Annotated in this window: 22 protein-coding genes; 10 read left to right on the plus strand and 12 right to left on the minus strand. The window is 62.9% G+C overall.

Annotation, left to right across the window (positions count from 1 at the left end):
* Window positions 1-19: 19 nt before the first annotated feature.
* Complete coding sequence (locus J6497_RS23545; RefSeq protein WP_225706666.1) at window positions 20-1,159, minus strand: cobalamin-independent methionine synthase II family protein; 1,140 nt, start codon at window positions 1,157-1,159, stop codon at window positions 20-22.
* A gap of 136 nt (window positions 1,160-1,295) precedes the next feature.
* On the opposite strand from J6497_RS23545, the gene J6497_RS23550 reads away from it, so the two are divergent.
* Entirely contained in the window at window positions 1,296-2,183 is an 888-nt protein-coding gene (locus J6497_RS23550) for a LysR family transcriptional regulator (RefSeq protein WP_225706667.1), read from the plus strand.
* A gap of 45 nt (window positions 2,184-2,228) precedes the next feature.
* Window positions 2,229-2,876, plus strand: coding sequence for a DapH/DapD/GlmU-related protein (locus J6497_RS23555; protein WP_225706668.1), 648 nt, complete (start codon window positions 2,229-2,231; stop codon window positions 2,874-2,876).
* A 53-nt stretch (window positions 2,877-2,929) separates the two neighbouring features.
* On the opposite strand, the gene J6497_RS23560 is transcribed toward J6497_RS23555, so the two are convergent.
* Window positions 2,930-3,433 (minus strand): hypothetical protein, encoded by a 504-nt coding sequence (locus J6497_RS23560; protein ID WP_225706792.1) that lies wholly within the window; start codon window positions 3,431-3,433, stop codon window positions 2,930-2,932.
* A gap of 429 nt (window positions 3,434-3,862) precedes the next feature.
* On the opposite strand from J6497_RS23560, the gene J6497_RS23565 reads away from it, so the two are divergent.
* The 6 genes from J6497_RS23565 to J6497_RS23590 all read left to right on the plus strand — a co-directional run bounded on the left by J6497_RS23565 (window position 3,863) and on the right by J6497_RS23590 (window position 10,042).
* Window positions 3,863-4,102, plus strand: a complete 240-nt coding sequence (locus J6497_RS23565) for a cysteine rich repeat-containing protein (RefSeq protein WP_225706669.1) — start codon at window positions 3,863-3,865, stop codon at window positions 4,100-4,102.
* A gap of 195 nt (window positions 4,103-4,297) precedes the next feature.
* A complete protein-coding gene (gene hpnC / locus J6497_RS23570) occupies window positions 4,298-5,176 on the plus strand; it encodes a squalene synthase HpnC (protein WP_225706670.1) in 879 nt (292 codons plus the stop codon).
* On the plus strand, window positions 5,173-6,012 hold the full coding sequence (gene hpnD, locus J6497_RS23575; protein WP_225706671.1) for a presqualene diphosphate synthase HpnD: 840 nt from the start codon (window positions 5,173-5,175) through the stop codon (window positions 6,010-6,012). The genes hpnC and hpnD overlap by 4 nt, the downstream gene beginning before the upstream one ends.
* A 6-nt stretch (window positions 6,013-6,018) precedes the next feature.
* On the plus strand, window positions 6,019-7,278 hold the full coding sequence (gene hpnE / locus J6497_RS23580; RefSeq protein ID WP_225706672.1) for a hydroxysqualene dehydroxylase HpnE: 1,260 nt from the start codon (window positions 6,019-6,021) through the stop codon (window positions 7,276-7,278).
* Between the two features lie 53 nt (window positions 7,279-7,331).
* Window positions 7,332-9,293, plus strand: a complete 1,962-nt coding sequence (shc, locus tag J6497_RS23585; RefSeq protein WP_225706673.1) for a squalene--hopene cyclase — start codon at window positions 7,332-7,334, stop codon at window positions 9,291-9,293.
* The gene (locus J6497_RS23590) at window positions 9,290-10,042 is read left to right on the plus strand and encodes a phosphorylase (RefSeq protein WP_225706674.1); all 753 of its coding nucleotides are present in this window, start codon (window positions 9,290-9,292) and stop codon (window positions 10,040-10,042) included. Before shc ends, J6497_RS23590 begins: the two co-directional genes overlap by 4 nt.
* A gap of 240 nt (window positions 10,043-10,282) precedes the next feature.
* Here the strand turns inward: J6497_RS23590 and hpnH are convergent, their stop codons facing one another.
* Window positions 10,283-11,443 (minus strand): adenosyl-hopene transferase HpnH, encoded by a 1,161-nt coding sequence (gene hpnH / locus J6497_RS23595; protein WP_225706675.1) that lies wholly within the window; start codon window positions 11,441-11,443, stop codon window positions 10,283-10,285.
* Window positions 11,444-11,482: 39 nt separating this feature from the next.
* A complete protein-coding gene (gene ispH / locus J6497_RS23600) occupies window positions 11,483-12,409 on the minus strand; it encodes a 4-hydroxy-3-methylbut-2-enyl diphosphate reductase (protein ID WP_225706676.1) in 927 nt (308 codons plus the stop codon).
* 436 nt (window positions 12,410-12,845) lie between these two features.
* Here ispH and hpnN point away from each other — a divergent pair, with 436 nt between their 5' ends.
* Window positions 12,846-15,464, plus strand: a complete 2,619-nt coding sequence (gene hpnN, locus J6497_RS23605; RefSeq protein ID WP_225706677.1) for a hopanoid transporter HpnN — start codon at window positions 12,846-12,848, stop codon at window positions 15,462-15,464.
* On the opposite strand, the gene J6497_RS23610 is transcribed toward hpnN, so the two are convergent.
* Complete coding sequence (locus J6497_RS23610) at window positions 15,405-16,079, minus strand: DUF2147 domain-containing protein (protein ID WP_225706678.1); 675 nt, start codon at window positions 16,077-16,079, stop codon at window positions 15,405-15,407. The two genes, hpnN and J6497_RS23610, sit on opposite strands and share 60 nt — an antisense overlap.
* 102 nt (window positions 16,080-16,181) lie before the next feature.
* On the opposite strand from J6497_RS23610, the gene hpnO reads away from it, so the two are divergent.
* The gene (gene hpnO, locus J6497_RS23615; protein WP_225706679.1) at window positions 16,182-17,573 is read left to right on the plus strand and encodes an aminobacteriohopanetriol synthase HpnO; all 1,392 of its coding nucleotides are present in this window, start codon (window positions 16,182-16,184) and stop codon (window positions 17,571-17,573) included.
* 102 nt (window positions 17,574-17,675) lie between these two features.
* On the opposite strand, the gene J6497_RS23620 is transcribed toward hpnO, so the two are convergent.
* From J6497_RS23620 to J6497_RS23650, 7 genes are all read right to left on the minus strand, one after another.
* A complete protein-coding gene (locus J6497_RS23620) occupies window positions 17,676-18,437 on the minus strand; it encodes an anti-sigma factor family protein (protein WP_225706680.1) in 762 nt (253 codons plus the stop codon).
* On the minus strand, window positions 18,434-18,988 hold the full coding sequence (locus tag J6497_RS23625) for a sigma-70 family RNA polymerase sigma factor (RefSeq protein WP_225706793.1): 555 nt from the start codon (window positions 18,986-18,988) through the stop codon (window positions 18,434-18,436). The genes J6497_RS23620 and J6497_RS23625 overlap by 4 nt, the downstream gene beginning before the upstream one ends.
* A 91-nt stretch (window positions 18,989-19,079) precedes the next feature.
* Window positions 19,080-19,403 carry a cupredoxin domain-containing protein gene (locus J6497_RS23630; RefSeq protein ID WP_225706681.1) on the minus strand — a complete coding sequence of 108 codons (324 nt, stop codon included), beginning with the start codon at window positions 19,401-19,403 and terminating at the stop codon, window positions 19,080-19,082.
* Window positions 19,404-19,417: 14 nt separating this feature from the next.
* On the minus strand, window positions 19,418-20,368 hold the full coding sequence (locus J6497_RS23635) for a metallophosphoesterase family protein (protein WP_225706682.1): 951 nt from the start codon (window positions 20,366-20,368) through the stop codon (window positions 19,418-19,420).
* A gap of 269 nt (window positions 20,369-20,637) precedes the next feature.
* Window positions 20,638-20,979 carry a helix-turn-helix domain-containing protein gene (locus J6497_RS23640; protein ID WP_225706683.1) on the minus strand — a complete coding sequence of 114 codons (342 nt, stop codon included), beginning with the start codon at window positions 20,977-20,979 and terminating at the stop codon, window positions 20,638-20,640.
* A complete protein-coding gene (locus J6497_RS23645; RefSeq protein WP_225706684.1) occupies window positions 20,976-21,350 on the minus strand; it encodes a type II toxin-antitoxin system RelE/ParE family toxin in 375 nt (124 codons plus the stop codon). Before J6497_RS23645 ends, J6497_RS23640 begins: the two co-directional genes overlap by 4 nt.
* Window positions 21,351-21,457: 107 nt before the next feature.
* On the minus strand, window positions 21,458-23,077 hold the full coding sequence (locus tag J6497_RS23650) for a GMC family oxidoreductase (protein WP_225706685.1): 1,620 nt from the start codon (window positions 23,075-23,077) through the stop codon (window positions 21,458-21,460).
* Window positions 23,078-23,276 lie beyond the last annotated feature (199 nt).

Genomic DNA, 23,276 nt, shown 5'->3' on the forward strand with positions numbered 1-23,276 from the left:
CGAAGCCGAAGAGCCTTTCTCAGTTCTTCCAAAGCCGCCGTGATGCGATCTCCGCGCCTTGCGCCAGCGCTTCCAGCTTGCGCCAGGCGATGTCGGGATCGACCGTGTGGAGCGTCGCGAAGCTGGCGAAGCCGCAGTCGGTGCCTGCGATCACGCGTTCGCGTCCCACCACGGCGGCGTAGCGTTCGATGTGCTGCGCAACCACTTCCGGATGTTCGATGTAGTTGGTGCAGGTGTCGATCACCCCTGGCACCAGGACTTTGTCATCGGGCAGGGGAATCTCGGTGAATACCGACCATTCATGCGCATGACGCGGATTGGCAGCCTCGATCAGCAGCGCGGCCGGCCGCACCTTCAAGATGAGGTCGAGGATCTCCGAAAGTTCGATGTCGTGGTGATGGGGAGACTCATAATTGCCCCAGCACAGATGCAAGCGCATGCGTTCCGGCGGAATATCCCGCAGCGCGTGGTTGAGAATTTCGATCAGCCTGGCGATCTCATTGCGGAAATCGGCAACCGTGGCCGGAGCGGCGCGAAAGTGCCTGCCAAGCGCGAGGTCCGGGCAATCGATCTGCAGGAGCAGACCGGCGGCCACGATGGCGTCGTATTCGCGCTTCATCGCCTCCGCGAGGGCTTCCAGGTAGGCGTCCTGCGACTGGTAGTGCCGATTGGGCATGTAGTGCGCCATGATGCCCGGTGACGATGCGCTCATGAACGCACCCTCGACGCTAACGGCACTGAGGGAAGCCTTCAGGTTGTTGATGTCTGTCGCCAGCGCATCCCCGCCGGAGTAGCTCACCGGTCCGATGCAAGCCGGCGTCTTGATGTCGAGCTTGATCCGTTGCGCGAAGTTCGGAAATTCCGACAGTTCGGACAATGCGAGTGGCTGGTCCTCACCTTCCAAGCCGGTCATCCGTTCGCGTGCATAGGTCGCGTAGGCATATTTGCTCATCTCGCCATCGCAAACGATGTCGATGCCAAGCTCGGCCTGGCGACGCACGACCGACTTCACGGCATCCACGATGGCGCCGGGCAGTTGCTCCAGGCCGCCGGCGTCCAGTTCGTTCTTCTCCCGGCGCAGAAGCATCGCTTCGAGTGCAGGCGGACGCGGCAGGCTGCCGACGTGGGTGGTCAGAATCCTGGAAGCGCTCAGCTGCATGTCGATTCTCCTGCAGGTCCGATCTCGAATGCAGCTTGTAGTAACCAGCCAGATTAACGTCACCGTGACGTCATATTAGCCATGCTAATGACGAGGGCAGCGCAGGTTGTTCGACCGTGGTGGCGAGTTTGGCCCGATGCGGGCAAATCCTTATCAGATCAGCGCCTTCACCCATTCGGCACGGGAAGGGAATTTCACCCGCGCCGCGGAAAAGCTTGGCGTGACCCAATCGTCGGTGACCCAGCACGTCGCAAACCTCGAACGCACCATGGGAACCAAGCTCTTCGTACGTCGCCGCGACGGACTCGAGCTGACGCGCGCCGGTCGCGAGCTATTTGCCGTCTCGGACAGGCTGCGCAATCTGGAGCAATTGATCGAGGAGAAAGTCGCCAACTACAGCGAGATTGCTGCCGGGCATTTGAGCGTGGTTGCCAACGCGCCGCGCCCGGCGATGCCAGTGATCGCCCGCTATGCGACCCTTTTCCCGCGCGTTCAGATCGAGTTCACGCTTGTGAGCTGGACTGTGGCGATGCAACGTTTGCATGAACGCGCCGTCGATGTCGCCATCGTCACCGAGCCGGTAATCGACGAGCAGCTCTATAGCCTGCCGTTGGCGAGGACACGCTACCGCGCCTATGTGCGTCGGGACCATCGATTTGCACGCCACAAGAAGCTCTCGTTGCGCGACCTCGCGGAGGAGGCCGTGATCGTGCCCGAGGACGGATCTCTGACGCAGCGCCTTCTGCATCGCAAATGCGATGAACTCGGCATCACCCTGACGCGCCTTGTGAAGACCACCACATTTCCCGTCGTGAAGGAGGCGGTGCTGCACGGGATCGGCGTCGGCCTGCTGCTTGATGACAGCATGTCGGCATCGAGTGAACTGATCGGCATCGAGATCTCCGACATGAGCGAGACTTACGCGAACTATCTTCTTGCGCCGGTCGACAAGCGCGAGTTGCGCTTCGTGCGAAGCTTCATTGACGTCGCCCGCGAGGTGCTGGATATCGGAAATGAAGGTTGATGAGCGGGACCAGGTGCCGGTCTCACCAAACAGGAAAATAGCAAAATGAATGAAGCGCCTCGTCCGCGCCCGAAGATCGCCGAGACCGTCATCGAGCCGACCGTCAAGCTGCGCGAGAGCACGATCGGTAAGTGCTGCGAGATCCTCGGCGATACCTCCGTCGAGTATTCGGAGCTCGGCGATTTCTCCTATCTCGGCCCCGGCTGCATGGTCGGGGACGCGCAGATCGGCCGATTCTGTGCGATCGCAGCGCAGGTGCGGATCGGTGCACCGAACCATCCGATCGACCGACCGTCGCTGCACCGCTTCACCTATTGCCCCGAATATTACTCTGAGACGGCCAAGCGTGACCGCGAGTTCTTCGCCGAGCGGCGGGGCGATCGGGTGGTGATCGGCAACGATGTGTGGATTGGCCACGCTGCCATCGTCTTGCCCGGTGTCAGGGTGGGGGACGGCGCGGTGCTGGCCGCGGGCGCCGTGGTGACGCGCGATGTGGCGCCTTACACCATCGTCGGCGGCGTGCCCGCCCGCCAGATCCGGGAGCGGTTCAATCGCGACATCGCGGCGCAGCTTGCGCGGATCGCCTGGTGGGACTGGCCGTTCGAAACGATCATGGCGCGCCTCCCCGAATTCCAGTCGACCGACATCGAGGCCTTCTGCGCGCGCCGGGGCGGTGCTGAGACAGGTAGTTAGGTGAGGGCAAGACCGCCTCGCGATCGCAGGGCGGGCGGTCTCGCCAAAAGGCGTTAGCCCTTCGTCAGGGTGATGTTGACGCCGCGGATCTCGCCCTTGGAATCGATCTGCACGACCTGCTTGCTGCCGTGAGTCCGCAGATTCAGCGTGGCAGCGAAGCCGGACGCCTCGACGAACACCTCGATCTGGCCGCCGCCAGCGGTACCCTGCAGATTGCCGAAGATGTTGCGGCTCTTCTCGCTCCAGTTGCCGGAGACGCGATCACCCTGGCTCGTCACATCGCTGGAAAGGTTGAACTTGTAGCTGTCGCTGGCGCAATTCAGGCTCTGCTTCAGGCCAAGCCCGGTGGAGTTGACCTTGTAGCTGGCCTTGCAGCGGATCCGCTCGGTCGTGCCGTTGGAGAGCGCAACGGTGCCCGAACCGCTCCACGATCCGTCAAAACCCGCAAATGGTCCCGACGATTGGGCGTTGCCCGTGCCGGCCAACAACATGACCGCCGCGCCAATGCCGGCAGCTGTGATCGCGCGACCGAACAAGCCCAAACCAAACCGCTTCATTGTGAGTTTTCCCATCAAAAATGGACGATCTTCTTCAAGATACGCCTCGCCGCATTGAACACTTAGTGTTGACCGCAATCCCACAGGTTCAAACGCCCCGCCTAGCATGTCATAGCCGGCGGAATCGCGGAAACCACGCCATTTTTGTTCGACAGAATCAAGAAGCATCTCCCTTCGCTTCTGTCTATCCGATATCGGCATCCAGGCTGCAACAGTCTGTAGCGAACCGTGATTGGAAAAAATTTCTTGTTTTTTCAACCTATTAGATGACCGCTTTACAGCGCCGCAAATTTGGCCGCATTTGACGGTGCTTGTCCTTTGTTCGTCGCTTTGCTACGCGGCGGCGCAAATCCCAACAAATCCGTGCCGGCCCTGCCGAAACGCAACTTCCGGAACAGGATTTCTTGCTGTCGAAAATGAAGGAATACGATGCGTAAAGTTCTATTGGCCCTCGTGTTGTTGTCGATCCCCCTTTCATCTGACGCCTTCGCCCAGCAGCAATCGCGCAGCGGCACGCCGGAGGAACAAAAGGCCTGCACCCGCGACGTTCAGAAGCACTGCCGCGCGGTGATCGACCAGGGCGATTTCACCATCCTCGCCTGCCTGAAGGAGCACCGCACCAAGATCAGCGCGGCCTGCGACCAGGTATTGAAGAGCCACGGGCAGTAACACCGCGTCTTGCACTCGAAAATTGCCGCGACAGAGCCTGTGCCCACTGTGTGATATCGGGCACAGGGGCTGCGTGTGTTGCCCATACAGCATTGGTTTTGGTCGCGTATTCCCCTATATGGGGCACGCAATCCACCGCATGCGCGCAACTTCGGGCGCATGCGCCTTAGCCAGGGCGAATGTGGCCGGTTCCTGATGACAAGCGCGAGCGAACTGCGATCCGGAAAGACCCACCGCGACGAGAATTTTCCGGTCGCGTCGTGGATCATTCATCCGCGTCACCGCGCCCTGATTCTTGCCTTCTACAATTTCGTCCGCACCGCCGACGACATCGCCGACCATGCCACGCTGCCGGCCGACGAAAAGCTCCGCTATCTCGACCTGCTCGAGAAGGAATTGCTGGGTGAAGGCGATACCCAAAAGGAAGCCGTCAATCTGCGGCGTGCGCTCGCCGAGCGCGCGATGCCACCGCGCCACGCGCTCGACGTGCTGATCGCGTTCCGCATGGACGTGACAAAGCTGCGGTACGAGAACTGGGACGAGGTGATCCATTACTGCCGCTATTCGGCGATGCCGGTCGGCCGCTTCATGCTCGATGTCCACGGCGAGAGCACGTCCACCTGGGCCGCGTCCGACGCGCTGTGCGCGGGCTTGCAGATCAACAACCACCTGCAGGATTGCGCCAAGGACTACAGGAATCTCAACCGCGTCTACCTCCCGCGCGATGCGCTGGCCGCATCCGGCGCTACCGTCGAAATGCTCGGGGAGGCGAAGTCTCCACCGCCGCTGTTGCAATGCCTGCAAGCGCTGGCGGTGCGCACCGAGACGCTGCTTGCCGAGAGCAAGTCGCTTGCCGCCGAGGTGAAGGATTTGCGGTTGGGCCTGGAGATATCGGTGATCCAGGCGTTCGCCGACAAGATCGTGAACATGCTGAAGGTGCGCGATCCCCTAAGCGAGCGGGTGCATTTGAGCCCTCTCGAACTGCTTGGTCACAGCCTCAGTGGCGTCGCCGGCGAATTGGCCCGCCGCGCCATCGGGCGCCGGCCCGTGTCAAAAACGGCGACCGGCGCATGAGCGTTGAGACGGCGGCGGCCAACGCAGACTACAGCACCACCGCGTCCGGCAGTTCGTTCTACGCCGCGATGCGCATCCTGCCGCGCGTGCAGCGCGAGGCGATGTTCCAGATCTACAGCTTTTGCCGGCAGGTCGATGACATCGCCGATTCCGACGGCCCACGCGAGGAGCGGCTGGCGGCGCTGCAGCAATGGCGCGACGACATTGATGCGCTGTACCAGGGCAATCCGCCGCCGCGGCTCAAGGACTATGCCGCCTCGGTCAAGACCTTCGGCCTGAAGCGGGAGGATTTTCTCGCCATCGTCGACGGCATGGAGATGGATGTGCCGCAGGACATCCGCGCGCCCGACATGGCGACGCTCGATCTCTATTGCGATCGCGTGGCGAGCGCTGTCGGGCGGCTCTCGGTGCGGGTGTTCGGCCTGCCCGAGGAGGACGGCGTCCTGCTTGCGCATCATCTCGGCCGCGCGCTGCAGCTCACCAACATCCTGCGCGACGTCGATGAGGATGCCGGTCTCGGCCGGCTTTATCTGCCGCGCGAGATGCTGTTGCACGCCGCCATTACATCTGACGATCCCCAGCGGGTGATCGCCGAGCGCAACTTGCCGAAGGTGTGCCTGCCGCTCGCCGAGCGGGCGAAAAAGCATTTCGAGCAGGCGGATGAAATCATGAAGCGCAACTCCCGGCGCGCGGTCCGCGCGCCGCGGATCATGTCGAAATACTATCGCGCAATCCTTGATCTCCTGATCGTCCGCGGCTTTGCAGCGCCGCGCGAGCCCGTTCGCGTCGGCAAATGGCAAAAGATCGGTATCCTTCTTCGTTACGCGTTCATCTGAGATCTGATGCAAAAGACCGTTCATATCATCGGCGCCGGCATTTCCGGCCTCTCGGCGGCCATTCGCCTGTCCAACGCGAACTACACGGTGCACGTCCACGAGGCGACGCAGCAGGCCGGCGGCCGCTGCCGTTCCTATTTCGACGCCGCGACCGATCTCACCATCGACAACGGCAATCACCTGCTCTTGTCCGGCAACCGCCATGCGCTGGCCTATGCCAGATCGATCGGCACCGAGGCCGGGTTGGTCGGGCCGGAACGGGCGAAGTTTCCCTTTGTCGATCTCGCAGCCGGCAAGCGCTGGGAGCTCGATCTCGGCTCTTCCCGTTTGCCGCTCTGGGTGTTCGACGAGGCGCGCCGCGTCCCCGATACGGGCCTGGGCGACTACCTCGCGCTGGCGCCGCTCGCTTGGGCCGGCACCGACAAGCGGGTCGGCGATACCATCACCTGCAAAGGCACGCTGTACGATCGTCTGGTGCAGCCGCTGTTGCTCGCCGCGCTCAATGTCGACCCGCCTGAGGGCTCGGCGGGACTAGCCGGTGCGATCGTACGCGAGACGCTGCTTGCCGGCGGCGAAGCCTGCCGTCCGCTGATTGCACGCGACGGTTTGAGCTCGGTCTTGATCGAGCCCGCGGTGAAGCTGCTGCAGGAGAGGGGCTCGAGCGTGCGCTTCAGCCACGAGCTGCGCCAGTTCGGCACGGTGTCGGATCATGTCAGCGAGCTGAAATTCGGCGACGACATGATCGATCTTGCGCCCACTGACGCCGTGGTGCTCGCGGTCCCGCCGCGCGCGGCGGCCTCGCTGGTGCCGGGCCTGAAGACGCCGACCAAATTCCGCGCCATCGTGAACGCGCATTTCCGCTTTGATCCGCCGCCCAATGCCGCGCCGATCCTCGGCGTCATCGGCGGCCTCGTGGAGTGGTTGTTCGCGTTCCCGCAGCGGCTCTCGGTCACCATCAGCAATGGTGATCGTCTGGTCGACATGCCGCGCGAGGAACTGGCGCAGGCGATCTGGCGCGATGTCTGCAAGGCCGCCGGCGTTTCCGGCGAATTGTCCCCTCCATTGCCCCCTTGGCAGATCGTGCGCGAGCGCCGTGCTACTTTCGAGGCCACGCCGGAACAGCACGCCCTGCGGCCCGGCGCGGTAACGGCCTATAAAAACCTGTTTCTCGCCGGCGATTGGACTGATACGGGGTTGCCGGCAACGATAGAGGGGTCGGTTCGGTCCGGCGACCGTGCCGCCGATCTGATCCTGGCGAGGCACTGACATACCCCTGCAAGCGGTAGAAGCGTCCTCGAGAGAAGGAGAAATCGAACAAAATGGATTCCGTCAACGATACCGCCACCATCGATCCGGTCGCGCTGGAGAAGAGCATCTCCGCGGCGACCGAGGCGCTGCTTGGCCATCGGCAATCCGACGGACATTGGGTGTTCGAACTCGAGGCCGACAGCACGATCCCGGCGGAATATGTGCTGCTGTGCCACTATCTCGGCGAGCCCGTCGACAGCGTGCTGGAGGCGAAGATCGCCAACTATCTCCGCCGCGTGCAGGGCGCCCATCACGGCTGGCCGCTGGTGCATGACGGTCCGTTCGACATGAGTGCGAGCGTGAAGGCCTATTTCGCGCTGAAGATGATCGGCGATTCCGTCGATGCGCCGCATATGGCGAAAGCGCGCGAGGCGATCCGTTCGCGTGGCGGAGCCGCGACCGCCAACGTCTTCACCCGCTTCCTGCTGGCACTGTTTGGCGTCGTGACCTGGCGCGCGACGCCGGTGCTGCCGGTCGAGATCATGCTGCTGCCGATGTGGTCGCCGTTCCACATCAACAAGATTTCCTACTGGGCGCGCACCACGATGGTACCGCTAATGGTGTTGGCCGCGCTGAAGCCGCGGGCGAAGAACCCAAAGGGCGTCGGCGTCGACGAACTGTTCCTGCAGGATCCCAAATCGGTCGGCATGCCCCCGAAAGCGCCGCATCAGAGCTGGGGCTGGTTCCTGCTCTTCCGCGGGCTCGACAGCGTGCTGCGCGTGGTCGAGCCGCTATTTACGAAAAGGCTGCGCCAGCGCGCGATCGATGCCGCGCTCGCCTTCACCGAAGAGCGGTTGAACGGCGAGGACGGCATGGGCGCAATCTATCCGCCGATGGCCAACATCGTGATGATGTATGACGCGCTCGGCAAGGACGAGAACTATCCGCCGCGTGCCACCACGCGGCGCGGCCTCGAGAAGCTCTTGGTGATTCGCGAGCACGAGGCCTATTGCCAGCCCTGCGTATCGCCGGTGTGGGACACTGCGCTAGCCTGCCATGCGCTGCAGGAGGCCGGCAGCGAGGACACCCTTGCCAAGGCGAAGCAGGGGCTCGACTGGTTGACGCCGCGGCAAGTGCTCGATCTCAAGGGCGACTGGGCGGTGAAGGCGCCCAACGTCCGGCCGGGCGGCTGGGCGTTCCAGTACAACAACGACCATTATCCTGATCTCGATGACACCGCCGTGGTGGTCATGGCGATGGACCGGGCGCGCCGCTATAGCAGCACCAAGGAGTACGATGCGGCGATTGCCCGCGGTCGCGAATGGATCGAGGGGCTGCAGAGCCGCGACGGCGGCTGGGCCGCCTTCGATGTCAACAACCTCGAATACTACCTCAACAACATCCCGTTCTCCGACCATGGCGCGCTGCTCGATCCGCCGACCGAGGATGTCACGGCGCGCTGCGTCTCGATGCTGGCGCAGCTCGGCGAGACCGAAAGGACCAGCAAGGCGGTCGCCGATGGCGTTGCCTATCTGCGCCTTACCCAGCTTGCCGAAGGTTCCTGGTATGGCCGCTGGGGGCTGAACTACATCTACGGCACCTGGTCGGTGCTGTGCGCGCTCAACGCCGTCCGCATCGACCATCAGGATCCGATGATTCGAAAGGCAGTCGATTGGCTGGTGTCGATCCAGAATCAGGACGGCGGCTGGGGCGAGGATGCCGTCAGCTATCGGCTCGACTATCGGGGCTATGAGGTCGCGCCGTCCACTTCCTCGCAAACGGCATGGGCTTTGCTTGCGCTCATGGCGGCCGGAGAGGTCGAAAACCCCGCGGTTCAACGGGGGATTGAGTACCTAAAAACCACACAGACGGAAAAAGGACTCTGGGAGGAGCAGCGCTTCACGGCTACGGGCTTTCCGCGTGTGTTTTACTTGCGTTATCATGGCTACTCCAAGTTCTTCCCGCTCTGGGCGCTAGCGCGGTATCGGAATTTGCGAAACACGAACAGCAGGGTGGTAGGGGTCGGAATGTGAATCTGGGGGCGGGGGCCGCCGCGACTGTGGGGAAAATGCTGGATCCGCGGCCGGTCTTGATTGTGACGGGATTAGTGCAAGAGGCTCGCATCGCAGCCGGGCCGGGCATGATCGTCATTTGTAGTTCCAGCGATCCGCAGCAGCTTCGCGCGCTATTGGCGACACTCGATTCGTCATCGTTCCGCGGCGTGATCTCGTTCGGCGTGGCCGGCGGGCTCGACCCGGCGTTGCGATCGGGTGACGTCGTGGTGGCGACGGAGGTGCTTTCTGGCGACACCCGATTCCTGGCCGACATGGCCCTGAACGAGGAGATGGTTGCCAGCGCCACGCTGAGGCGCCGCAAGATCGTCAGAGGCGGGCTTGCGGGCGTTGAACAGGTGATTGCAGCCAGGGCCTGCAAGGCGGCGCTACGCTCGGAAACCGGTGCTTCCGCCGTCGACATGGAGAGCCACATCGCAGCGGCTTATGCGGCCAGGGCGGGCATTCCGTTCGCGGCGCTGCGGGTGATCAGCGATCCCGCCCACCGCGCGCTGCCGGAATTGGCGAAGACCGCGGTCAAGCCGAACGGCGATATCGACCTGCGCAAGGTCTTGCGCGGCGTGGCGCGCAATCCGCTGACGCTGCGCTCGCTGGTCTCGACTGGAATCGACTTCAACCGCGCGCTGCGCTCCCTGCGCGGTTGCCGCGGCTTCCTGCTGGGCGGTGAGAGCCTCGTCCCCGCGGAGCCAATGATTCGCTCAGCGGCATGACCGCGAGAGCATGAGCCGATTAGGTTGAGATACAGCCGCGATGAAGCTGCGCTCCCTCTCCCGCTTGCGGGGGAGGGCTGGGGTGGGGGTATCTCCGCGAATCGTGCCGTCCGATCGTGGGGAGAGAGCCCCCACCCGGCGCTTCGCGCCGACCTCCCCCGCAAGCGGGAGAGGTAAAAAGCAAAAGGCCCGACCGTCATCGACGGTCGGGCCTTTTGCTTATCCGACATCGCTCGCGTCTTACGCGGCGGTCGAGGCTTTCTGGGCGGCCTTCTGCTGGGCGGCGACCGCTTCGTCGCGGCGGATCTCCGAGAGCTTCTTCTGGACCTGCTCCGAGAAGATGTACTGCGCCGGGCGCTGCTTGGTGAGATCGATCTCGGGGGCCATCGGGCCCTTGGTGCGGATGCCGCGCATCGACACCCACATGGCCTTCAGCGGATTGTTGAGCGCCGCGATCGCCGCGGTCGGCTCGTAGCCGCAATGCGCCATGCAGTCGGCACACTTCTCATACTTGCCGGTGCCGTAGGAATCCCAGTCCGTGGTCTCCATCAGCTCCTTGAAGGTCTTGGCGTAGCCTTCGCCGAGCAGATAGCAGGGCTTCTGCCAGCCGAAGATGTTGCGCGCCGGCATGCCCCAGGGCGTGCACTCGTATTCCTGGTTGCCGGCCAGGAAGTCGAGGAACAGGCCGGAATGCATGAAATTCCACTTCTTGCCCTTGCCGAGCGCAAAGACGTCGCGGAACAGCTTCTTGGTCTTGGTGCGGTTGAGAAAATGCTCCTGGTCCGGCGCGCGCTCATAGGCGTAGCCTGGCGACATCGACACGCCGACGCCGAGCTCAACGCAGAAGTCGAGGAATTTTGCGATCTCCTCGGCCGGGTGGTTGTCGAAGATGGTGGCGTTGACGTTGACGGTGAAGCCGCGCGCCTTGGCTGCCTTGATCGCGGACACGGCGCGGTCGAATACGCCCTTCTGCGACACCGACTTGTCGTGGTGATCCTTCAGGCCGTCGAGATGCACCGAGAAGAACAGGTACGGCGACGGCTCGAACAGGTCGAGCTTCTTTTCCAGCAAGAGCGCGTTGGTGCAGAGCGAGACGAACTTCTTGCGTTCGACCAGCCCGCGCACGATCTCGCCAATCTCCTTGTGGATCAGCGGCTCACCGCCTGGAATTGCGACCATCGGCGCGCCGCACTCGTCGGCCGCGTCCCAGCATTCCTGGGCGGTCATGCGACGATTGAGGATCGCATCAGGATAGTCGATCTTGCCGCAGCCGGCGCAGGCGAGATTGCAGCGAAACAGCGGCTCCAGCATCAGCACGAGCGGATAGCGCTTGCGGCCGAGCATCCTCTGCTTGAGCAGATAGCCGCCGATGCGCAGTTCCTTGAAGAAGGGTATTGCCATTACAAGCTTTCTCTCTCGACTCTTACGACGAAGGTTTGGTCAGCCCGCGGTCAGTTCGGCCGGCAGGCGGAATTCGATGTTCTCTTCCCGGCCCGACAGGACCGACACCTTGAGCGGTCCGATGCGCCGCAACGCCTCGATCACGTCGTCGACCAGTACTTCGGGCGCCGAGGCACCCGCTGTGATGCCGACGGCCTTTGCATTCTTCAGCCATTCCGGGTTGAGTTCGCTGCCATCGGCAATGAGGTAACTGGCGACGCCGGCCTCGGTGCCGATCTCGCGCAATCGATTGGAATTGGAACTGTTGGCGGCCCCCACCACCAGGATGACATCCACCAATTTGCTCAAATCCCTTACCGCAGATTGGCGGTTCTGTGTCGCATAGCAGATATCCCGGGTATCGGGGCCTTGAATGTCTGTAAAACGGGCCTGGAGCGCCAGAATGATGTCGCGTGTGTCATCCACGCTCAGTGTGGTCTGGGTGATGTAGGCGACCGGCGCATCGGCCGGCAGCGTCAGGGCGTTGACGTCATCGACGCTCTGGACCAGGAGCACTGGACCTGGAACCTGGCCCATGGTTCCCTCTACCTCTGGGTGGCCGGCGTGCCCGATCAGGATCAATGACCGGCCCTTCGACATGTAGCGCTTGCCCTGATTGTGGACCTTGGTGACGAGCGGACAGGTGGCGTTCAGCACCGGCAGGCCACGCGCGGCCGCCTCTTCCTCGACGCTGCGCGCCACACCATGGGCGCTGAACACGGTGACCGCGTTCGCCGGAACCTCGGAAAGGTCCTCGACGAAGATCGCGCCCTTGCTCTTCAGGCTTTCGACGACGTATTTGTTATGCACGATCTCATGTCGCACATAGACGGGCGGGCCGTACTTCTCGAGTGCACGCTCGACGATCTCGATGGCGCGCACCACGCCCGCGCAAAAGCCGCGCGGCTGCGCTAGAAAAACCTCCATAGGACGTCTGTTAAGCAAATTGCACCACTCTCATCCGAAAACCCGTGCGGTCGGACGTCCTGCAGCCGGCACGTCCGGCCTGCTGCAATATCCACACCGCCAGTTCCTGCACTTAAGTCGCCCCCAAGCGCACGGAAGAAGAGCGCTTTGTGTCAAAAAATGAGCGTCTAGAAAAGCCGGATTACGGAATGATTACCTATCACGAGGTAATAAAATACCTAAAACTGCGGCATTAATGCCCACCCCATCTCACTTGTTCGTCACTTTATTGCCCGGCGGGGCGGGATATACCGCGCCCAACGCCGTTCTGGCCAGTTTCGACGCTTCCTCGTGAACCAGCGGCCGGGCGGTCAAAACAACATTAGATCGGCCCCGGGAACTCCGCTAGATAGCGGGCGTTTCCGGCGTGCTTCCTGGAAGATCAGAAAGAAATGAAGTGCTGACACGTATTGTTGTCTCGATTGTTAAGTCGTGCACGCGGTTTGCCATCCCTGTTGTCGTCCTCTCGCTGATTCTCGCGGTGGCGGCGGGCTATTACGCGGCCGGCAACTTCGCCATCAATACCGACATCAACACCCTGATCTCGCCCAACCTCGACTGGCGCCAGCGCGACATCCAGTTCGAGGAAGCCTTCGACCGCGAGCGCCTGATTCTTGCCGTGGTGGAGGCGCCGACGCCGGAACTCACGGGCCTTGCCACCAGGGCGCTGGCCGACAAGCTCACCGGTGACACCAAGCATTTCGAATCGGTCACTCCGCTCGGCTCCGGCGAATTTTTCGAGAAGAACGGGCTTCTGTTCCTGCCGACCGAGGAGGTCGCCCAGGTCACCGGGGAGCTCGAATCCGCCGCGCCCCTGGTCGAGATCATGGCGGGCGACCCCTCGATCCGCGGCCTCACCGGCGCGCTGGAGACCGGTCTTGCCGGCATCAAGCGGGGGCAGGCCAAGATCGAAAACGCCGCGCGTCCCTTCAACCTGATCTCGCAGACGGTGGAGGATGTCCTCAACAACAAGGCCAGTCCGACCTTCTCCTGGCGCGAGCTCACCAGCGACAAGCCGCTGATCGATTCGGACAAGCGCGCCTTCATCGAGTTCAAGCCGGTGCTCGACTATCAGGCGCTGGAGCCCGGCAAGGCCGCCACCGATGCGATTAGGCAGGCGGCCGCCGACCTGAAATTCGACAGCGAATATGGTGCCCGCGTCCGCCTTACCGGACCGGTGCCGATCGCCAACGAGGAATATTCCACCGTCCAGGACGGCGCCGTCGTCAACGGCATCGGCACCGTGCTGATCGTGCTGGTGATCCTGTGGCTTGCGCTGCATTCGGCCAAGATCATCTTCGCCGTGTTCGTGAACCTGTTCATCGGGCTTTCGATCACCACCGCCGTCGGCCTGATGATGGTCGGCTCGCTCAACCTGTTGTCGATCGCCTTCGCGGTGCTGTTCGTCGGCCTGGGGGTCGATTTCGGCATCCAGTTCAGCGTCCGCTACCGTTCCGAGCGCTTCAAGAACGACAACCTGATGCTGGCGCTGGAGAACGCGGCGCGGCGCTCGGCGGTGCCGCTCTCGCTTGCGGCGATGGCGACCGCGGCGGGCTTCCTGTGCTTCCTGCCGACCGACTACAAGGGCATTTCCGAGCTCGGCAAGATCGCCGGCGCCGGCATGCTCATCGCGTTCCTCAGCAGCATCACCACGCTGCCGGCGCTCCTCGACCTGCTCAATCCGCCCGGCGAGAGGGAGCCGGTCGGCTACGCGTTCCTCGCGCCCGTCGATCACTTCCTGGAGAAGCATCGCGTCGTCATCATCGTCGGCACGCTCGCGCTCGTGATCGCCGGCCTGCCGCTGCTTTACTACATGAAGTTCGACTTCAACCCGATCAATCTGCGCAACTCGAAGGTCGAATCGATCGCGACGTTCCTCGATCTGAGGCGCGACCCGAACACCGGCGCCAACGCCATCAACGTGATGACGCGTTCGGAAGCCGACGCCAGGAAGATCGAGGAGAGGCTGGAAAAGCTGCCGGAAGTGTTGAGCGTCCGCGCGCTCGACAGCTTCGTGCCGGCCGATCAGCCGGCCAAGCTGAAGCTAATCGCGCAGGCGGCAAAGATGCTCAATCCGGCGCTCAATCCTGATTCGATCGATGCGCCGCCGAGCGACCAGGAGAATGTCGAATCCCTGAAGAGCTCAGCCGACAATCTCCGCAAGACGGCGGGCGACGCCAAGAATGCCGGCGCGGTGGCCGCACGCCGGCTCGCCGATGCGCTGACCAAGCTTGCCGATTCGAATCAGGCGACGCGCGACAAGGCGCAGGACGTGTTCGTTTCACCGCTGAAGGTGGTGTTCGAGCAGCTCAGGAACATGCTGCAGGCCCAGACCGTCACGCTGCAGTCGCTGCCGGAGGAGCTGGTACGTCAATGGAAGGCGAAGGACGGGCTGATGCGGGTCGAAGTCCTGCCGAAGGGCGATCCGAACGACAACGACACGCTGCGCAAGTTCGCGGCCGCCGTGCTGGCGGCCGAGCCGACCGCGATCGGCGGCCCGGTGTCGATCCTGAAGTCCGGCGACACGGTGGTGAAGGCCTTCATCCATGCCGGCATCTGGGCGCTGATTGTGATCAGCTTCTTGCTCTGGCTGACCTTGCGACGCGTTACCGACGTGTTGCTCACGATCGTGCCGCTCTTGGTCGCCGGCGCCGTGACGCTGGAGATTTGCGTCCTGATCGGGCTGCCGCTCAACTTCGCCAATATCGTCGCATTCCCGCTGCTGCTCGGCGTCGGCGTCGCTTTCAAGATCTACTATGTCGTTGCCTGGCGCCAGGGCAGAACGAATCTGCTGCAGTCAAGCCTGACGCGGGCGATCTTTTTCAGCGCGTTGACCACGGGGACCGCATTCGGCAGCCTGTGGCTCTCAAGTCATCCGGGGACCGCGAGCATGGGCAAACTGCTCGCGCTGTCGCTGATCACCACTCTCGCCGCGGTGCTGCTCTTTCAGCCGGCGCTAATGGGTAAACCGCGCGACGTCCGGAAGGAGACAGATATCGCCGACGACGTCACCTGATTGGCTGGTAGCTGCCTGCTTCTGGCCGCTCTGTTGTTTGGATGATGGGGCTGGTGCGGCAGGAGCAGGGCTCGCCGAGCCCGTGGTCTTGGGGGTTTGAGGGGCCGCCTGCGACGTGGACGGCGGTGCACCTTTGGGCGCTGTGCCCTTGGCCATGCTGTTGGTGGCGCTGGCGGGAATCGGAGGCCCAACGCGGGTCCAGGTCTCGCCGTCGCAGAGAAAGCCCAGCACGCAGCCTTGAATCTCGAGCTTGTCAGAGCCAATTGGCTTGATCGTAGAGCTGTAGAGCTGACCGTCCTTGGCATTATAGACTTGGCCCTCCCACGCATCCGTGCCCGCCTTCTTCTTCATGTCGATCAGGATCGGCATGCCGAGCGTGGGCCGGCTTTGCTTTGCGGGGTCCGGATTATGCTTGTCCTTGCCGCCGGGCGTCTTCTCCCAGGCAACTGCGCCCCACATGTTGCCGTTGCATTGTGCGATCCTGACATGGGCGACACCGTCAGCCACCCGCCAGTCGCCGGTCGGGTCCGCAGCCAAAGCAGGGACCAATGCGCTCGCCAAAACGAATCCCGAATATGCTATGGTGCGCGCGAGCTTGGGTGGGCAGTGCAACATTGTCTTACCTGTGCTTAAGTAGAAGAGTCAAAGCTTGGGGGCAAAACGCCACAATCAGCGTTTTGAGTTGACGAAATGACCATCAACCGACGTATGTAGCCGATGCTAAGCTCAAATCTAGACGTTTCCGAGATGTTTGTGGAGCGCCAGGCGCAACGCAGTTCCCTGCACGCGCGCTATTTGAATGAGCAGCTCGTGCGCGTGCTCAAGACCATCGGCTATGACGTCGGCTTTCAAAAAGGGCAAGGCCAGTATCTCTTCGATCGCGAGGGGGCACGTTATCTCGATCTACTGAGCGGATTTGGCGTTTTTGCGATCGGCCGCAACCACCCGGCGCTGCGTCAGGCCTTGAAGAGCGTCTTGGATGCCGACCTGCCCAACCTGGTGCAGCTCGATGTGTCTACGCTCGCGGGCATCCTGGCCGAGCGGCTGCTCGAGTACGTACCATATCTGGACAAGATATTTTTCTCCAATTCGGGCGCCGAGACAGTAGAGGCCGCGATCAAGTTCGCGCGGGGCGCGACTGGACGCCCCGGCATCGTCTCCTGCTCGCATTCATTCCACGGATTGTCCTATGGTGCGCTGTCGCTGATGGACGATGCGAATTTCCGCTCCGGCTTCGAGCCGCTGTTGCCGGGCTGCACCCAGATTCCGTTCAACGACCTTGCCGCGCTCGAGCAAGCGCTGTCGTCGCGCCAGGTCGCGGCCTTCATCGTCGAGCCGATCCAGGGCAAGGGCGTCAACATGCCCTCGGACGAATTCCTGCCCGGTGCTGCGGCGCTGTGCCGGAAATACGGCACGCTGTTCATCGCCGACGAGATCCAGACCGGCATCGGCCGTACCGGCAAATTCCTGGCGATCGAGCACTGGAACGTCGAGCCCGACATGGTGCTGCTCGCGAAAGCGCTGTCCGGCGGCCATGTCCCGGTCGGCGCGCTGCTGACGCGCAAGAGCATCTTCGACAAGATCTTCAATCAGATGGATCGCGCCGTCGTGCACGGCTCGACATTTTCGAAGAACGATCTCGCGATGGCCGCCGGCATCGCGACGCTCGAAGTCATCAAGGCCGAGAAGCTGGTCGAGCAGGCCGCCAAGCGCGGCGCCGAACTTCGCCTTGCGCTGACGCGCATGGTCCCTGGCTACGAATTGATGAAGGAAGTGCGCGGCAAGGGATTGATGATCGGCATCGAGTTCGGCCCGCCGAAATCGCTGCGACTGCGCGCATCCTGGAACGTGCTGGAGACCGCCAACAAGGGCCTGTTCTGCCAGCTCATCACCGTGCCGCTGTTCAAGGATCACAAGATCCTGACCCAGGTCGCCGGCCACGGCAGCCACACCATCAAGCTGTTGCCGCCGCTCACACTCACCGAGGACGACTGCACCTGGATCGAAAAGGCCTTCGACACCGTGATCGCCGGCAGCCACAAGGTCCCCGGCGCGATCTGGTCGCTCGGCAAGACGCTGGTCGACAACGCGGTGCGCAAGTCCGCCTGATCGGAATTCTGCGGCCTCCGTAGCCCGGATGAAGCGAAGCGCAATCCTGGGTTTGCCGCCACTTGCGACGCTGTTCCCGGATTACGCTTCGCTTCATCCGGGCTACGAAGCTGCACTCTTCATGGCTGCCTCGAACTTGTCGCCGAACTCGGCGAGCTCGTCGGCGCCGAGGTCGCTGACGGCCCAGAAGTTCAGGCCGTGATTGCTCCAGTGGCGGATGTTGAAGCCCTGCCGCGCGCTCGTCCGGGCGGCGTGTCGCTCGATATCTGATGTCTGCGCAACGAACAGGTTGATGACGTGCTGGCGCCTTCGATAGACGACGGCGCCGATCGCGCGGGCGTCGACATAGTCGAGCCGGCCACCGATCAGGGTAAAGCCTTTCGCGGTCAGGTCGATCACGGGCGGGGCGACATCGAGCTTGCCGTTGAACCATGGCTTGACCGTGTGCTGGTCGGTGGAGAGCACGTCGGTGAGATGGCCCGCCTGCAGCGAGCGCAGATGCGCCGAGACCAGTTCCGACTGGATGCGCGTCTTGTCGTCGTTGCGCAGGATGATGGCGACGAGGCCGGTCGCCGCCATCGCGGAGACCGCCGATCCCAGCGCGAAGCCGCGTAGCACCGCGCGGCGGTTGGGTGCCGCCCTCGGCTGCGGCAGCGCGGCCTCGATGCGCCGGCGTAGCTCCGGCGGCGCGGTGTAGCTTGCACCCTTGTCCGCGATCACGCGGCTCATCGCGCGATAGTCTTTCGCCAGCGCCGCGCAGCGCGGGCAGCCTGCGATGTGGTTCTCGACCTCGCGCGCGTGTCCCGCGTCGAGCTCGCCGTCGATCAGCGCCTGAAGCAGCACCTCGGCTTCCTCGCAGGTCATTTTGCTTGCTCCTGTTCCGCAAGCCACGCCGAGCGCAGCATCGCGCGGGCGCGCGCAAGGCGCGACATCACGGTGCCCACGGGCACGGCCGCAACATCGGCGATCTCGCGGTATGAAAGATTCTGGATCTCCCGGAGCACGAAGGTCTCGCGAAACGGTTCGGCGAGCGATGCGATCAGCCGGCGAATTGCAGCGGAATCCTTCTCGCGCAGCATCTGCGCTTCCGGCGTCTCCTGCGCTTCATGCCAGAGCGGGGTTGCCTCCGCGCTGTCAGCGACATCTTCGATTGCGCCGGTCTTAATGTCTGCGCGCCGCGCATATTCGGCACGGCAGACATTGCGCAGGATCGTGAACAGCCATGGTTTCATCGCCGGCCCGCGATAGCTGTCGAAATGCTTGTAGGCGCGCAGGAAACATTCCTGCACCGCATCCTCGGCATCATTGGCATCTCGCAGGAGATAGCGTGCCAGTGTATAGGCATCGTCGAGATAAGGCAGTGCGGCCTCGCGAAAGCGCCGCGCCTTCTCGGGATCTTCCTCCGACGCTTTCATCGCCTCATGCCCGGTTTGTGCGGCGAATATTTTGGCCCGTCCGGTCTCGATCCGCCGGCCGGGCATGGTTGCGCTGGCTGAGATCGGCAACTTACTCGACCCTGATCATGCCTGTCATGTGCGGGTGCAGCGAACAAAAATATTTGTACTCGCCGGCCGCCGTGAAGGTGAATGAAAAGCTGTCGTCGGTGTCCATGGTTTTCGACCTGAATTTTCCGGCGCACACCACCGTGTGCGGAATGTCGTCACGATTGGTCCAGGTCACGGTCGTGCCGACCTTCACGTCGAGCTGCGCGGGCTGGAAGACGAAATTGTCGATATGCACTGCCGTGTCCCCGGCGCGGGCCGCGGTGGCGGGCAGCAGCATGGCCGCGGCAACGGCGATGCCGAAGTCGCGGCGATTGATCGCGCTCATGAACCTGTTCCTCTTCAGCCCTGCAGCGGCGTGTCGATGATGGCGAGGCGCTCCTGGCCCCGCTTGAAATTGATGCTGGCGATGCCGAGCAGGCTGCGGAGCCTGGTATCCTCGACCTTCATCGGGCCGGGCGAGGGCGCAGTGCCCGGCGCCGGCTGCGGGAAGGCGGTCGAGCGCGCAGCGTGGAAGGTGACGTTGCCTTCGACCTTCTGCATCACCTGGTGGATGTGTCCGTTCAGCACGGTCACCGAGCCAAAGCCCTTCACGTATTCCAGCGCGCGGCCGCCATCCTCGGTGCCCCAGCCCCAGGTCGGATAGACCGTCCAGAGCGGGATGTGGGCGAACAGCACGATCGGGGTCGATGTCGAGCGGCCCTTCAAGTCGTTCTCGAGCCATGCGAGCTGCTCGGCCCCGAGATTGCCCAGGCCTCCGGCCTTGAGGTCGACGACATTGACGAGGCCGATGAAGTGTACGCCGCCGGCGTCGAACGAATACCAGCCGGCGCCTCGGGTGCCGCGGCCGTAGCGCTCCCTGTAGAGCTTGACGTCCTCGTCGATCAGATCGTGCTCGCCCGGCACGTAGTGTATGTCGAGCTTGGCTTGCGAGATGATGCGCTCGGCATTGTCGAACTCGGCAGCTTTCGACAGGTGCGTGATGTCGCCGGTGTGGATCATGAAGGAGGGCTTTGCGGGCATGGCGTTGATCTTGCCGATGGCTTCTTCCAGCGTGCCAAGCGCATTTGGATTGGCCGCCTTGTCGAAGCCGATATGGCTGTCGCTGATTTGCAGGAAGGTCATGCTAGAGGGCTCGGCCGCTTGCGCCGAGTCGACGATGCCGAGCGAGCGCGGCACGCCACCCGCCACCGTCCAGAGCACACCTGTGCCCGCCCAGGTCATGCACTCCAGCACTTTGCGGCGGCTCACGCCGCGCTCTTCATCCCTGTGGTCGTGATCGAACCCGCTCATCGCAGTTCTCCATGCGCCCGTGGTTGGGCCTGCGGAGACGTGATCGGGCGAGGGGAGTGCTTATTCCCGGCGGCGGCGATCTGTTGGCGTGAGGCGATGACGATTTCGTGAGGGGTGAGATCGTAGCCCGAACGAGGCGAAGCGAATCCACGACACGCCTTGTCGGTTCCCGGATTGCGCTTCGCTCGATTCAGTCCATGCAGTCTCTATTCGAGGATTGCCGCAGCGCCTCGGCATGGCGGTATTAGTCCGAATGACGACGGATTGCTCTACGCCGCAGGAATAAGCGTAATCCGGCCTCCCTCGCCACGCTTACGATGCGGCTTCAATCTGATTTCCACGTCTTGGTCGAACGCAGTGAGCATCCGCATCAGTTTCTCTACGGACGCAAGCCTGAGGTGACCTCGCAGGAGTTTTGACAGGTCGGGTTGTTTCATTTCGACCAGTCTGGCCGCCTCGGTTTGAGTCAACTTCCGTTCGGCCATCAGCCGCTTGAGCTGAACGACCAGCGCGGCCTTCAGCTGATGCTCCTCGGCGTTGGGCAGGCCGAGATCAGCGAAAATATTGCCGGAGCCTTTGGTATGGGCGGGCACTTTTTTCTTCGCGCTCATCGCTGGTCTCCCTTGGTCGCTTTGTGGATGGCCTCGGCGTCGCGCAGGCGTTGCCGGATCAGATCCATGTGTCGTTGCAGGGTGGCGATCCCGCTTGTGGATTTCTTTTGGAACGCATGCAGGACGTAAAGGACGCCTTCGAGCCGGATTGTGTAGACGGCCCGGTAAGTGTCGCCGTCAAAATTGCCTCGAATCTCCAGCACGCCGCCTAGGCCCTTCAAGGGCTTGGCGTTGCCTGGATGCTCGCCCAGTTGCGCTTCGAAAAGCGATTGACCGATTTCGCTTCGGACAGCCGCAGGAAAGGCCCGCAAGTCCTTCTGGCTGGAGCCCACAAAAACGGCGGGCTTGATCGCGCGCAATGGATCATTCACTTGCTTATAGTAATATACCTATAGGATTTGGTCAATGGCTGCTGCCAAAGACTGTTGCTTGGAAGATGCGGTCTGAATGTTGAATTCGGCGCACAGAACAAGATGGGTTACCGCCCATCCTCTAAAATCATCGTCGCGCCTTTCTCGGCGATCATCGCAGTCGGCGTGTTGGTGTTGCCTGAGGTGATCGTTGGCATCACGGAAGCGTCGACGACACGCAGGCCCGCAATGCCGTGGAAGCGCAGGCGTTCGTCGACCACGGCCATCGGGTCGTTGGCTGTGCCCATCTTCGCGGTGCCGACGGGGTGGAAGATCGTGGTGCCGATATCGCCGGCGGCCTTTGCCAGCGATGCGTCGTCGTCACCCACGGAAGGACCGGGCAAGAATTCCTCCGGTCGGTACTGCGCGAGCGCCTTCTGCTTCATCAGGCGCCGGGTGGTGCGGATCGCGTCGGCGGCGACCTGGCGGTCCTCATCGGTCGACAGATAATTCGGCGCGATCGACGGCTTCTCGTCCGGTTGGGCAGAGCGGATGCGGACGGTGCCGCGCGAGGTCGGCTGCAGATTGCAGGCGCTGACGGTGATGGCGGGGAAGCGGTGCAGGGGATCGCCGAACTTGTCGAGCGACAGCGGCTGCACGTGGAACTGGATGTTGGCGCGCTCGCGGGTGGCATCGGAACGGGTGAAGATGCCGAGCTGCGACGGCGCCATGGTCAGCGGCCCGCGGCGGCGCAGCGCATAGTCGAGGCCCATCAGGCCGCGTCGGAACAGCGAGTAATAGGTCTCGTTCAGCGTGCGCACGCCAGTGACCTTGTAGATCGCGCGCTGCTGCAGATGGTCCTGCAGGTTGCGCCCGACACCCTGCTTGTCGAGCACGACATCGATGCCGAGAGAGGCGAGCCAGTCAGCGGGCCCGATGCCGGAGCGCTGCAACACCTGCACCGATCCGATCGCGCCGGCGGTGAGGATCACTTCTCCCTTGGTGCGGGCCTCAATGGTCTCATTGCCGCGGATGAAGCGCACGCCGACGGCGCGGCCCTGTTCGACGATCAGGCGATCGACCAGCACGTTCTTTTCGAGCCGCAGGTTCGGCCGGTGCAATGCGGGCTTCAGGAAACCGCGCGCGGAAGACCAGCGGCGGCCGCGCTTCTGGTTGACGTGGAAATAGCTTACGCCCTCATTGTCGCCGGTGTTGAAATCGGGAATGCGCTTGACGCCCATTTCTTCCGCGGCATCGCCGACCGCATCCAGGACTTTCCAGGACAGCCGCGGCGCCTCGATGCGCCAGCCGCCGCCGGTGCCATGGTCCTCGCTCGGCCCGAGGAAATGATCCTCAAGCCGATGGAACACCGGCCGCACGTCGTCATAACCCCAGCCGGCGAGGCCGAGCTGGCGCCAGTGATCATAATCGGTGGCCTGTCCTCGCATCGAGATCATGGCATTGATCGCCGAGCAGCCGCCGATCACCTTGCCGCGGGGATAGGCGAGCGCACGCCCGTTGAGGCCGGGCTCCGCCTCGGTCTTGAACATCCAGTCAGAGCGAGGATTTCCGATCGCGAAGAGATAGCCGACCGGGATGTGAAACCAGATCCAGTTGTCGTCGCCGCCGGCTTCCAGCACCAGCACGCGCTTTGTGGGATCGGCCGAGAGCCGGTTTGCCATGATGCAGCCGGCCGTGCCGGCGCCCACGACGATATAGTCGAAATCACCCTCGAGCTTTCCAGGCATTCTCTTGCTTTCCACCCGTCCGCTGGCCGCGTTGCCCGAAAATGTTCCAGGCATCCAAGCATTTTTCTGCTGTCCTAATAGTCAGAGGCGGGCGGCCGGGACAAGTCCAGCCATGACGGTTGGGCATGGGCAGCCACGCGCGCCTGTTGGGTGGACCGCAGCTTGCATGGTAGAGAGATCACAGACGTTTGAATCACAG

Source organism: Bradyrhizobium cenepequi (assembly GCF_020329485.1).
GTDB classification, from domain to species: Bacteria; Pseudomonadota; Alphaproteobacteria; order Rhizobiales; family Xanthobacteraceae; genus Bradyrhizobium; species Bradyrhizobium cenepequi.